The 12,999-nt window shown below is 39.9% G+C and carries 11 protein-coding genes; 7 read left to right on the top strand and 4 right to left on the bottom strand.

Annotated features, from left to right (window positions below):
- Positions 1-37 precede the first annotated feature (37 nt).
- Positions 38-1,753 (top strand): alpha-amylase family glycosyl hydrolase, encoded by a 1,716-nt coding sequence (locus G2999_RS00850; protein WP_010177770.1) that lies wholly within the window; start codon positions 38-40, stop codon positions 1,751-1,753.
- Here G2999_RS00850 and G2999_RS00845 read toward each other — a convergent pair whose 3' ends face one another.
- Positions 1,754-2,770: a LacI family DNA-binding transcriptional regulator gene (locus G2999_RS00845; RefSeq protein ID WP_010177768.1), complete on the bottom strand. Its 1,017-nt coding sequence runs from the start codon at positions 2,768-2,770 to the stop codon at positions 1,754-1,756.
- Between the two features lie 171 nt (positions 2,771-2,941).
- Here G2999_RS00845 and glnS point away from each other — a divergent pair, with 171 nt between their 5' ends.
- Complete coding sequence (glnS, locus tag G2999_RS00840) at positions 2,942-4,597, top strand: glutamine--tRNA ligase (protein ID WP_010177766.1); 1,656 nt, start codon at positions 2,942-2,944, stop codon at positions 4,595-4,597.
- A gap of 1 nt (position 4,598) precedes the next feature.
- On the opposite strand, the gene G2999_RS00835 is transcribed toward glnS, so the two are convergent.
- Positions 4,599-5,348 carry a YciK family oxidoreductase gene (locus tag G2999_RS00835; protein ID WP_010177764.1) on the bottom strand — a complete coding sequence of 250 codons (750 nt, stop codon included), beginning with the start codon at positions 5,346-5,348 and terminating at the stop codon, positions 4,599-4,601.
- A gap of 315 nt (positions 5,349-5,663) precedes the next feature.
- Between G2999_RS00835 and G2999_RS00830 the strand changes: the two genes are divergently transcribed.
- Entirely contained in the window at positions 5,664-8,246 is a 2,583-nt protein-coding gene (locus G2999_RS00830; protein ID WP_010177762.1) for a VolA/Pla-1 family phospholipase, read from the top strand.
- Between the two features lie 109 nt (positions 8,247-8,355).
- Positions 8,356-9,471: a protease SohB gene (gene sohB, locus G2999_RS00825; protein ID WP_010177761.1), complete on the top strand. Its 1,116-nt coding sequence runs from the start codon at positions 8,356-8,358 to the stop codon at positions 9,469-9,471.
- A gap of 62 nt (positions 9,472-9,533) precedes the next feature.
- On the opposite strand, the gene G2999_RS00820 is transcribed toward sohB, so the two are convergent.
- Positions 9,534-9,872 (bottom strand): hypothetical protein, encoded by a 339-nt coding sequence (locus G2999_RS00820; protein ID WP_010177760.1) that lies wholly within the window; start codon positions 9,870-9,872, stop codon positions 9,534-9,536.
- Positions 9,873-9,969: 97 nt separating this feature from the next.
- On the opposite strand from G2999_RS00820, the gene G2999_RS00815 reads away from it, so the two are divergent.
- Together G2999_RS00815 and G2999_RS00810 are read left to right on the top strand one after the other, a co-directional pair.
- Positions 9,970-10,722, top strand: coding sequence for a Nif3-like dinuclear metal center hexameric protein (locus tag G2999_RS00815; RefSeq protein ID WP_010177759.1), 753 nt, complete (start codon positions 9,970-9,972; stop codon positions 10,720-10,722).
- A complete protein-coding gene (locus tag G2999_RS00810; protein ID WP_010177758.1) occupies positions 10,719-11,489 on the top strand; it encodes a methyltransferase domain-containing protein in 771 nt (256 codons plus the stop codon). The genes G2999_RS00815 and G2999_RS00810 overlap by 4 nt, the downstream gene beginning before the upstream one ends.
- 1 nt (position 11,490) lies before the next feature.
- Here the strand turns inward: G2999_RS00810 and G2999_RS00805 are convergent, their stop codons facing one another.
- Positions 11,491-11,970 carry a glutathione peroxidase gene (locus tag G2999_RS00805; protein ID WP_010177757.1) on the bottom strand — a complete coding sequence of 160 codons (480 nt, stop codon included), beginning with the start codon at positions 11,968-11,970 and terminating at the stop codon, positions 11,491-11,493.
- A 129-nt stretch (positions 11,971-12,099) separates the two neighbouring features.
- On the opposite strand from G2999_RS00805, the gene G2999_RS00800 reads away from it, so the two are divergent.
- Complete coding sequence (locus G2999_RS00800) at positions 12,100-12,981, top strand: NAD(P)-dependent oxidoreductase (RefSeq protein ID WP_010177756.1); 882 nt, start codon at positions 12,100-12,102, stop codon at positions 12,979-12,981.
- Positions 12,982-12,999 lie beyond the last annotated feature (18 nt).

The raw sequence follows: 12,999 nt of genomic DNA, 5'->3' as shown, positions 1-12,999 counted from the left end.
TAGGTATATTAGGATTATTAATAATTAAGGAAATTTTATGCAGCACAGTTCACTCTCCCACGGTATTCGTATCGCCTTATCTGCCATGACGGCAATAACACTTTTAGGCTGCAGTGCAACATCACAGCAAGCTCAAGAAAGCATGCCTAATAATTCAGTATCAGCCCCTTTGATAGAGTTGTACGGTACTAAAGAAGCGTTTGCTAAAGAAGCCTTATATTTTGTGCTAACAGATCGCTTTGTTGACGGTGATCCTCTTAATAACTTCCCTGAACAAGGCGGTGATTATCCGACGTTTAATCTTGAACTTAGCGGACCCGACGGCCAAACAGCAAATGTCGGCTACATGGGAGGGGATTTTCAAGGCGTATTAAACAACCTTGATTATATTACTGACATGGGTTTTAGTGCGATCTGGTTAACACCAGTAGTAGACAATCCGGATCAAGCATTCAGCGGTGGTGAAAATATTGAATTCGGCGGGGCTTTTAAAGACGGCGGAAAGACAGGCTATCATGGATATTGGGCCACCAACTTTTTTAAAGAAGATGAACATCTTATTTCCGCTGGTTTGTCTTATCGTGATTTAACTCAAGCGATGGCGAAAAAGAATGTTAAAGCTGTTTTAGACATTGTGGCGAATCATGGCTCACCTTCATTTACTATGCCTATTGATCAGCCTGGTTTTGGAGAGTTATATGATAAAGAGGGTAAGCTAGTAGCAGATCATCAAAATCTGGCTACTGAAGAACTCGATCCGAATAACCCATTACATGATTTCTTTCATCAATACCCGGATATCTTGCAGTTATCGAATTTAGATGATACTAATCTAGCGGTACAGGATTATCTGATCGATAGTTATTTATATTGGATTGAACAAGGTGCAAGTGCATTTAGAATAGATACCATTAAACATGTCCCTCATCGATTTTGGAAACTGATGGCTGATCGGATCCGCGCCCAACATCCGGATTTTTTCATGTTTGCAGAAAGTTACGATTATAACGCTAATTTTATTGCTCAACATACACTACCCAAAAATGGTCAAATTAGTGTACTAGATTTTCCCGGACAAAAAGCAATTACCCAAGTTTTTACAAACCCAGATAAAGGCTATGAAGAGTTAGCTGATTATTTGCATTTGACTCATGGGCCATATCACAATGTATACGATCTCACTACTTTCTATGACAATCATGATATGCCAAGAATGAATGCGACTGATGATGGGTTTATCAATGCTCATAACTGGTTATTCACTTCACGTGGGATCCCTGTGGTTTACCAGGGATCTGAATTCGGCTTTATGCGCGGTAAAGCAGAACATTCTGGCAATCGTAATTTCATTGGTCAAGCAATGCTTGATGAACATGTCTCACATCCAATTCGTGAGGGATTGATTGAAATTGGTAAAGTACGCCAAGCATTACCAGCATTACAACAGGGCTTACAAATTAATCATCAATTAAAAGGCGATAAAGCGAGTTTCTATCGTGTCATTCAAACCGAAGATATCCAACAAATCGTCCTAGTTTTACTTAATAAAAGTAATATTGCTCAGCCATTTGTCGTATCAGATATGCTTCAAGCCGGGCATTGGGAAGAACAGCTATCCGGTACAAAAAGTGAACTAACTAATGAGTTAAGAACAACTGTTGAACCTAATGGTGTTCAAGTATGGGTATTAAACGATGCTGTCACTGAACCTGAATTATTGAAAGCGGCAACCCATGCAATGTTGTACAAGTAGCTAACTACTTTTTCTAATGACCAGCTCTCCTGACATGAGCTGGTCAGTCACGCTTTGCCCATTAATTAATTTAATCAAGTTGGAGACAAGTAATTCTCCAGCTAGTTTTGTATTTTGTTGAACAGTTGTTAGTGCTGGCGTGGTGTAGGCACTGACGGGGATATTATCGTAACCTACTACCGCTATATCGTTAGGGCAATGTAATCCATTGTCATTCATTGCTCTTAATACACCCGTAGCAATTAAATCACTTGCGCACACAATGGCATCTGGTTTTGCATCATCTTCAAACAATACCATAGCTGCTTCATAGCCAGCATCTTCGGTAAAGATTGCGTCAAATTGGCCAACAAAATATTCATCCAATTGATGCGCCGATAACGCATCAGTATGGCCATTAAAACGGGCCATGAATTCGGGATAATGATTGCCAGCCTCGCCAATAAATGCGAATCGTTGACGACCTTGTTTAATTAAGTGCTCTGTTATCATAAAACCACCTTGATAGTTATTACTACCTACAGAGACACCAGGGTGATTAGGATCATGCGCTCCCCAACGTACAAAGTGCGTATTCTGCTCTTCTAATTGAGTGATTTTTTGTTGGTAATCAAGATAGTCACCGTAACCTAAAAGAATTAAGCCATCAGCTTTGTGCGAATCTTCATATTCGGCATGCCAATCATCTTGTAGGTTTTGAAACGACACTAATAAGTCATAGCCCGCTGCAGAGCATGCTTTAGTAATACTGCCTAACATAGCAATGAAAAAAGGATTAATTTGAGAGTCATCACTCGATGGATCTTCAAATAATAATAATGCAATCGTTGAAGAACGTTGTTTGCGCAAATTACTTGCGTTTTTATCTACCTTATAATTAAGTTCTTTGGCTATTTGTTGAACCCGTTCACGTGTTTCAGCATTCACTAAAGAGGAATTCGACAAAGCACGTGATACCGTTGATTGTGAAACACCAGCGAGGTACGCAATATCAAACGATGTAGCTTTACTCTTCATGAGCATCCTTTCTAACAAAAAAAGATTTAATAAGAAGCATTTTATAACATTGTATTGCATAAATTGATAATTTTATGCAAAGCACATATAAAATTGGTGAGCAAAGCGTCGACAATGGTATATAATGCGCGTGTTTAGCAAAATCCAATAATTTTCAAAGGAATCAACATAATGAGCGATGAAATAGCAGTCCGCCCAAGTAACTTTATCAGACAAATCATTGATAAAGATTTGCAGCAGGGTGTGCATGAAACTATTCAAACGCGTTTTCCTCCAGAGCCTAACGGCTACTTGCATATTGGACATGCAAAATCGATTTGTCTTAATTTTGGTATTGCCCAAGATTATAACGGCACGTGTAATCTTCGTTTTGACGATACTAATCCTGAAAAAGAAGATATAGATTATGTCAACTCAATCATGAACGATGTGTCTTGGTTAGGATTTAATTGGGATGGTGAAGTTCGCTATTCCTCTAATTATTTTGAACAACTACATGATTATGCGGTTGAGTTAATTGAAAAGGGTCTAGCATATGTGGATTTTTCTGATCAAGATACGATGAGAGAAATGCGTGGTACACTGACCCAACCTGGCATAAATAGTCCTTATCGAGACACCTCAGTAGCAGAAAATATTGAGCTGTTTACAAAAATGCGTGCTGGTGAGTTCAATGAAGGTGAATGTTGCTTACGGGCAAAAATTGATATGGCGTCAAGCTTTATGTGTATGCGTGATCCTGTCATTTATCGCGTACGTTTTGCTCATCATCATCAAACTGGGGATCAGTGGTGCATTTATCCAATGTATGATTTTACCCATTGTATATCTGATGCGATTGAGAATATCTCTCATTCATTATGTACCTTAGAGTTTCAAGACAATCGTCGTTTATATGACTGGGTAATTGATAATATAAGTATTGCTTCGCAACCACGTCAATATGAGTTTTCTCGCTTAAATTTAGAATACACCGTGTTATCTAAACGAAAGTTAATTGATTTGGTGACCGATCACCATGTGAGTGGTTGGGATGATCCGCGCATGCCAACTGTTGCAGGTTTGCGTCGCCGGGGTTATACACCTGCTTCTATTCGTGAGTTCTGTGCCCGTATAGGTGTCACAAAAATGGATAATCTAGTAGAAATGAGTATGCTCGAAGCATGTATTAGAGACGATTTGAATGTGAATGCACCTCGTGCTATGGCGGTATTAGACCCAATTAAAATCGTCATAGAAAATTACCCTGAAGATCAGACTGAAATATTACACGCCCCGAATCATCCTAATGATGAATCAAAAGGCACTCGTGAAGTGCCATTTACCCGCGAGTTATATATTGAAGCCGAAGATTTTAGAGAATCTGCTAATAAGAAATTCAAGCGCTTAGTGATAGATAAAGAAGTCCGTTTACGTAACGCATATTTCATTAAAGCGAATCGTTTTGAGCAAGATGCTCAAGGGAATGTGACCACTGTATATTGTACCTATGATCCTGATACTTTAGGAAAAGATCCTGCTGATGGTCGCAAAGCGAAAGGTGTCATACATTGGGTCAGTGCACAACATGGTGTGCCAGCTGAAATTCGGTTATATGACCGTTTATTCAATGTGCCAAACCCGGCAGCTGAAGATGATTATTTAGCTAGCTTAAATCCAGATAGTTTAGTGATAAAACAAGGTGTAGTAGAGCCGAGTTTAGCAAATTTGGCTGTGGGTGAGGGGGTTCAGTTCGAACGTACTGGTTATTTCTGCCGTGACAGTGAAGCGCAAAACCTAACGTTCAATCGAACAGTAGGCTTACGCGACACATGGTCTGAAAAGTAACTTACTTTGGCTGGGCGTCGATGGATTGACCATTGACGTCCGCAGATGCATTACTCATTAAATATACATACGCAGGCATAATATCTTTAGGTGTTTTTAATAACTGAGGATCTTCTGCTGGAAAAGCTTTTCCCCTCATGGTGGTGCGTGTGGCACCTGGGTTTATGCAATTAACTCTGATATGACTATTCGCATATTCACTGGCCATTACTTGCATCATTCCTTCAGTGGCAAATTTCGATATGGAATACGTTCCCCAAAACGCACGACCTTCACGTCCTACACTCGATGTTGTAAATACGATACTGGATGCTTTTGCTTTTTGTAATGCTGGCAGAATGCCTTGGGTCATCAAAAACTGAGCGGTAACATTAACCTGCATCACGTCATTGAACTCTTGTGCAGTAATTTGGTTAAACGGACATAAGTGCCCTAAAATGCTGGCATTGTGTAATACACCGTCTAAACGTCCGTATTGATCCAATAACATAGCACCCATATCAATATAATGCTTTTCAGTCGCCCCAGCCATATCTAACGGAATAATACCTGGCTCTTTGTGACCATTAGCCATAATTTCGTCATAGACCGATTCTAGTTTCTTAACTGTTTTGCCTAATAAAATAACTTCTGCGCCGTGTTCCGCGAATGTCAATGCAGCTTGTTTACCAATGCCATCACCTGCACCAGTAATTAAAATAATTTTACCCACAAGCTCAGAAGGGGAAGAAGTGAAAAGATTTACATCCAATGAAATTCAACCTTATAGTAATGTGATTATATCTAACGCATATTGTACCTAATAAGTAGAAAATCACATAATTGTTCAGGATTGTTTGAACCTATAAAGAAAAAACAGGTTAAAAATCAGCTATTTTGATGATTATTGATGAATAATTAAAAAAAGTAGTTACAAAACATTAACAAAGTTTTGCAAATTGACTTTAAAGGCAATAGACTTGAGATATTAATAACTGGTCTAAGCACTTATTTAATCATTGAATGATATCAATGAATCATTCAGACAGTAAAAAATAACAACAATTAATACTCTTAGGGAGATATAATGAAAAAACTGTTAATCAGTACCAGCGTTGCAACAGCACTTGCTCTTGGTGGTTGTGGTGGCGGTGAAACCATCGGTGACCTAGAAGAAAATACTCCAACTCAGTCTGCATTTTCTCGTGTTTTATTTGATCCAGGTGCAGGCAACCTTAACATACCAAATGATTTGTTAATGTTACCGGGTGATGATGGTTTCTTTGACTATACATTGAATATCCCCGTTGCAGATCCAACTAACTTCGGTGATCCGCAAAATGCATTAAATATCTTGGATGGTTGGTCAACAAATCAACCTTTCGTTATTGATGTTGTTACGCCTCCTGGTGTCAGTTTAGATGCTTCGACACTGTCAGCCGGTATTTCTTTATATGAAGCGACGTTAGGTTTAAATCAAAACGATCCTGATTGTGCAGCCATTCCGATCCCATCTGCTGGCTGTAAAGTCGGCGATAAACTGACGTTTGGCGTTGATTATGTATTATCGTTATCTGACAGCAATACGGTAGCTTTTGTTCCGTTGAAGCCACTTAAGCCTAGTCAAGGTTATATGTTAGTGATGGACGGTGATTTAAAAGATTCAACCGGCCGCTCAGTACGTGGTTCATCTACATGGGAATTAGTCAAACAAGACCCTGCAGTGAAACCATTAGGTAGTCAGGCTCAGTTAGATTTACAAAATTTAGTTAATTCTTATATTGTGTCATTAGCTCAAGTGGGCGTCACTCGTGATGAAATTACGTATGCTGCCGCATTTACTACCCAATCGACTCTAAATACGCAAGCGACGATTAAACAATTAATGGTTGGTGAGTTTGCACAACGTGCAGCAGCAGGCGACCCAACTGCAGGACAAGCATTACCTGCAATCGTAGCCACTGACGTAGCGGCTGCCCCTAATGCGATGGAAGCATTAAACTTGGTCAGCGATGCAACTCTTGCTGGTGCTGTCCAGTTAGGTATTGCGAGCTTGTCAGAAGCTGAAGCGCCGTTTATTCCTGCAATTCAAGCCGCTGATTTTTCTGCACTACAAACGTGTGCTGGATTATTGGGTACAGCAACAGGTCAAATGGCCACTGCGTTTGGTCCATTGAATGATTTCGCTATGGGTCTGGCTAACGGTATTTTACCGCAAGTGGGTGCTTTCTGTGCGGCTAAGCGTGCTCAAGCGACAATTTCTTTACCTTACTATTTAGCGACGCCTCGTGCTGATAATCCTCTGGCGCCAGTCAACGAATTTATGACCGCAGCATGTGATAGCGGTATTGTTCTAGCATCAGCGCCTGCAGAAGCCTTAGCTGGAGCCACTCCTGGTCCAAACCATGCTTTATGTTCTGCTGTAGGTTTAGCCGATTTAGGACTTGATCCAGCACGTAACTTAACTAAATTTAGCCCAGTACCTCAAGCTAAAGGCAGAGACAATGGTAATGAGACATTAGATGTACAAATTACCATTCCTGATCCAATGGTTGCCGGCGCATTAGGCTATGATATTAGTGAGCCAGAAGCGGGTTGGCCTGTGGCGATTCTGTTCCACGGTATTACAAGCCAAAAAGAAGACATGCTTGCCATATCTGGTGCGTTATCACTGGCAGGTGTGGCCACCGTTGCTATTGACCAACCATTGCATGGTAGTCGTGGTTTCGACTTAAACGGTGACAATGTGGATGATTTGAATGCGACGACCGTTTCTGCAACCCATTATATGAACTTAGGTTCGCTACCGACTGCTCGAGATAACTCTCGTCAGGCGATTTCTGATTTACTTGGTTTACGTCTAGGTTTAAATGCTGTGGTTGATACTACTTCTGCCGGCATGGTGAATTTAGATAAAACTAATGTATCTATCATGGGGGTATCACTTGGCGCGATTAATGGTGGTAACTTTGCGGCAGTGGCGAACCAATCAATGGGAGGTGATTTAGCCGCTCTTGATGGTATGTTTGCCATTAAAGCTGCATCTCTAGAATCACCAGGAGCGGGTATTGCAAGTTTCTTACTAGAATCAAATGCTTTTTCTCCATTAATCAAAGCGTTGTTATTAAGTGAATCTAGCCCTGACTTCCAGAACTTTTTAGCTGCGACTTATGGTGATGCGCCATATACTGAAGCCCAACAAGTTGCTGCGGTCACTAACTTTTTAGGAGCGTTATCTGCTGAACAGTTAGCCGGTGTTAATGCGGTATTCTCACAGTTTATATTCGCAGCACAAACGGTATTAGATGCAACCGACCCAATCAACTATGTACAGTTGTTAGCATCGAATACACCATCACATGTGATGACGGTTGTGGGTGATGGCGGTGATAATTTGCCGGATCAAGTCATTCCGGTATCGACTGCAGTGCCACTAGCAGGTCAAACTGCATATGTGAATACTATGGGCATTGACCAAGTATCAGCATCTATACAGTCTGCAGACCCGGTAAGTGGTTATGTGTTGTTTAATGAAGGTGCTCATGGTTCTAGCTTAAATCCAGGTCCAAGTGGTGCAACAACACTAGAGATGCAATCTCAAGTAGCATCATTTATTGTTTCTGGTGGTCGCTTGTTACCAATCACTAATACTGCGATTGTGGTAGATTAACGACTTATTGCAGTATTTGTGCTATTAACATTAAAAGCCATCGAATTTTCGATGGCTTTTTTGTTATTATACTTTAATAAATGTTTATAAATTAACTGAGGGTATATTGTTGGAATTTTTATTTGAATACGGATTGTTTTTTGCTAAAGCCATCACAGTCGTTATCGCGATCATTGCTGTCTTAATTGCTTTTGTGGCTATAGCGATGAAGCAAAAAGGACAATCAAGCGGTAAAGGGCAGTTAGAAATCCGTTCTATTTCAGAAGCCCTTGATGATGTTGCTGATTACGCTAAAAAGATGTTAATGAATGATGCTGAAATTAAAGCATTAGAAAAGCGTAAAAAGGCAGAAAATAAAGCAAAGAAAAAAGCAGATAAACAACAAGCTAAACAGCTCAAAAAAGATGTGTCTACCAATCCAAGTGCGGATAAAAGCGATGTTAAATCGTCTGGTTCTGTTGAATCTGCACAAAAGCCGCGATTATTCGTCATCGATTTTAACGGTTCAGTGGATGCGCATGAAGTAGACAATTTTCGTGAAGAAATTACGGCAGTGTTACTGGCAGCAAAATCGAGCGATGAAGTACTAGTGAATGTTGAATCGGGTGGGGGTGTTGTGCATGGGTATGGCCTTGCTGCGTCTCAACTTGAGAGAATTAAAGCCAAAGGACTTAAATTAACCATATGTGTTGATAAAGTAGCAGCGAGTGGCGGCTACATGATGGCATGTGTCGCTGATAAGCTAGTCTGCGCAAATTTTGCGATCATTGGTTCTATTGGTGTTATCGCGCAAATGCCGAATTTTAATAAATTATTAAAGAAAAATGACATCGAGTTTGAACAACATACTGCAGGGGATTTCAAACGTACCTTAACTGTATTTGGTGAAAATAACGATGAAGGTCGAGCAAAGTTTAAAGCTGAACTAGAGGAAGTGCATGTGATGTTTAAAGACTTTGTGACACGTAACCGTCCAACACTCGATATCTCTAAGGTCGCGACGGGTGAATATTGGTTTGGCATGCAAGCGTTAGAGCTAGGTTTAGTCGATGAGTTATCGACATCGGATGATGTGTTACTAGCATTTAACCAGACACACGACGTCTTTGGTATTAAGTATTCAGAAAAGAAAAATGTGATGGAAAAGCTGGGCATTGCCGCTGAAGGAATGCTATTTAGAACTTACAATAAGGTGTTTAATCAACATCAAACACCCATTGCATAATAGGTATAGGCGAAAGTAAATGTATATGACTTGTATTGCTTTTTTTGCCTATTTATTGCGACTTAACGCGGAGGTCTTGAAGCGTTTTGCTTGGCAATAACCTGTTCTTCCCAATACGCTTTCACAGAAAAGCCAGCCGTTGATGCTGGCTTCTTTTTTGGTGCAGCTTTTTTGGCTGGAGCTTTTTTTGTCGCAGTCGTTGATTTCTCTGTCTTAGTTGCAGCACTATTACCACCTGATAATTCAGCAGTCATATCAACTAAGGTGGCTAATCTAACATTCTTACCACCATCAACACTATACCAACCACCTTTAGCTACAATTTCAGGGGCTTTTCCATTAGCAGCAGTATAAGCTTGAGTAAATTGCTCAATGACTTGGTCTTTGTCTAGTTTGCTCATAATTTGTATGAAACCTTACGTTATTGTTAATGTGTGTTAACATTTATATCGTTTTTTGTAATTAATGTCTATTTGACCAAAATTTGGACCCACAGTCATGCATCATTTTGAATTAGAAAATGCGCTTAACACCCTATTAAACAGAGATTCTATCCAAGATTATTGTCCTAATGGTTTACAAATCCAAGGTCGCAGAGATGTTCAAAAAATAATCACTGGGGTGACAGCATCCCAAGCATTAATTGATACTGCGATTGCGCAGCATGCTGACGCAATACTTGTACATCATGGTTATTTTTGGAAAGGGGAAACGCCAAATATTACCCATATGAAACAAGCCCGTATCAAGGCATTGTTATCTCACGATATTAATTTATATGCATATCATTTACCGTTAGATGTGCATCCTGAATTAGGTAATAATGCACAATTAGCTCAATTACTCGACATTAATATAACAGGATACTTACCGGTGAAACCTCATGGTGTCCTAATGCATGGTCGCTTAACTGCACCAATGTCAGCTCACGCATTTGCTCAACTGATTGATGATCAATTAGACAAAGCGCCCATAATTTTAGGTGATACTAATCAAACCATTGATACTGTGGCCTGGTGTACTGGAGGAGGTCAAGGGTATTTAGAAACTGCAGCTCAAGCAGGTATTGATGCTTTTATTACGGGTGAAGCATCGGAGCAAACTACTCATATCGCCAATGAGTATGGTGTCAGTTTCTTCGCAGCCGGTCATCATGCGACAGAACGTTATGGCATTAAGGCATTGGGTGAATATTGTGCGAGAACGTTTGATTTAGATGTGCAGTTTGTTGATATAAATAACCCAATATGACAGCTAAGAAAAATGCACAAATGGATCATGGATTTGATGGGATCAGTGATAAATTTGCTAAAAATATATATGGAACAACGAAAGGGCAATTACGCCATGCGTTGTTGTGTCATCATTTATCGACACTCAACTTAGTCAATACACCCCCTAAACAGATACTGGATAGTGGCTGTGGGTTAGGGCAGATGGCTGAATTTTTTGCCGATGCAGGGCATCATGTTGAGGGGATGGACATTTCTTCTGAGTCGATTGCTTATGCAAAACAGCAAGCTCAGGATAAACACTTATCTATTGATTATTCTGTTGGCTCACTGCAATCGGTGACTAAGCAATATGATTTGATTATCAATCATGCCGTTCTAGAATGGTTGCAAGAGCCTTTTGCAGCGATTGAACTCTTGTTAAAACAATTAGTTCCAGGCGGTCACTTGTCCTTGAGTTTTTTTAATAAAGACGCTTTGACTTTTGGTAATCTCATCTACGGCAATTTTGATTATGTGAAAAAAGGACTCAAAGTAAAAAAGAAAGTGAGATTAAACCCTCAGCAACCGTTATCTGTTCAACCTGTTTTATCATTTATCAACTCGCTGAATAACATTGAAATAATTCATCAAGCGGGTATTCGATGCATCCATGACTATATGCGAGATTTGTCACACCAAACTACTCATTACGAAGCATTACTTGATGCTGAAATTACCTATTCAACCCAACCACCTTATATGTGGTTGGGTAAATATTTTCATCTAGTGCTTCGTAAAGTGTAAGCTAAAGTTGTTTTTCTATATCTTTAGCAATCACTTCTGGTTTGGTAGTAGGTGCATAACGTTTAATTATTTCCCCCTCTGCGTTAACTAAAAACTTTGTAAAATTCCACTTGATCCCCTCACTACCAAAGATACCTTTTGCGGATGATTTCATTACCTGATAGATGGGTGCAGCGTTATCACCATTAACTTCAATTTTAGAGAATACTGGAAAGTTAACATTAAATTTAGTCGTGCAAAATGACATGATTTCTTCATCAGAACCTGGTTCTTGTTTACCAAATTGATCACACGGAAAAGCTAATACACTGAAACCTTTATCAGCATATTGATCTTGGAGCTTTTGTAATCCGTCGTACTGTGGTGTGAATCCACATTTACTAGCGGTGTTAACAATGAGTAAGACTTTACCTTTAAATTCAGCTAAAGCCTGTTCCTGCCCGTTCGCTAACGTCATAGAAAAATCGTAGATGCTATCCATCGAAAATGTCCTTAATTATTGTTATTTGTTTAATTGATGTAAACACCAAAAATATTGGCTATCAGAATGTATTATCTATATCCTAATACGCATTAAAGCGTGAGGAAGTTTACTGTAAAGGATAATTAAATGACACAACAGGTTGCATTTTTAGGGCTAGGCGTGATGGGTTTCCCTATGGCAAGACATCTCCATCAAACAGGTTTTAGTACTCATGTTTATAACCGTACTATAGACAAAGCGCAACATTGGATAAATGAGCAAAATCTTGACTCCAGCCATCTTCATGTTCAAGTCGCTAGCGCAGTTAAATATGCAAATGTCGTGTGCATGTGTTTAGGCAATGATAACGATGTCCGAAGTGTATTTTATGGTGAGAACGGTGTCCTTGAGAACATGCCATCGGGTAGTGTATTAATCGACCATACAACAGGCTCACAAACATTAGCATTGGAATTACATATGGCGTGTGCACAAAAAGGTATTGGATTTATCGATGCGCCGGTATCAGGTGGTCAAGCAGGTGCTGAAAACGGCCAACTAACGATTATGTGTGGTGGAAATGAGGCGATTTACGCCAATGTTGAGACAATATTAAATGCGTACAGTCGCCACCATCAACTGTTAGGATCTGCCGGTTCTGGTCAATTGGCTAAAATGATGAATCAAATATGTATAGCCGGGATTGTACAAGGTTTATCTGAAGCTATTCATTTTGGAGAGCATGCTGGGTTAGATACTCAAAGTGTCATAAATGTTATTTCTAAAGGTGCAGCCCAGTCATGGCAAATGGATAATCGCGCTGCGACTATGATCAAAGGCGAATATGATTTCGGTTTCGCGGTGGATTGGATGCGAAAAGATTTAGGTATTGCGTTAGATGCAGCGCGTCAAAACGGCTCGACTTTACCATTGACGGCTCTAGTCGACCAATTTTATGCAGATGTACAACAATCAGGTGGCGGTCGTTTAGATACTTCTAGTTTATTGACCAGGCTTTCCACAAAATAACATCCTTGTTATTTGGAT

Source organism: Glaciecola sp. HTCC2999, assembly GCF_000155775.1.
Classification (GTDB): domain Bacteria; phylum Pseudomonadota; class Gammaproteobacteria; order Enterobacterales; family Alteromonadaceae; genus Opacimonas.
This window is presented reverse-complemented; position numbering and strand designations above follow the sequence as displayed.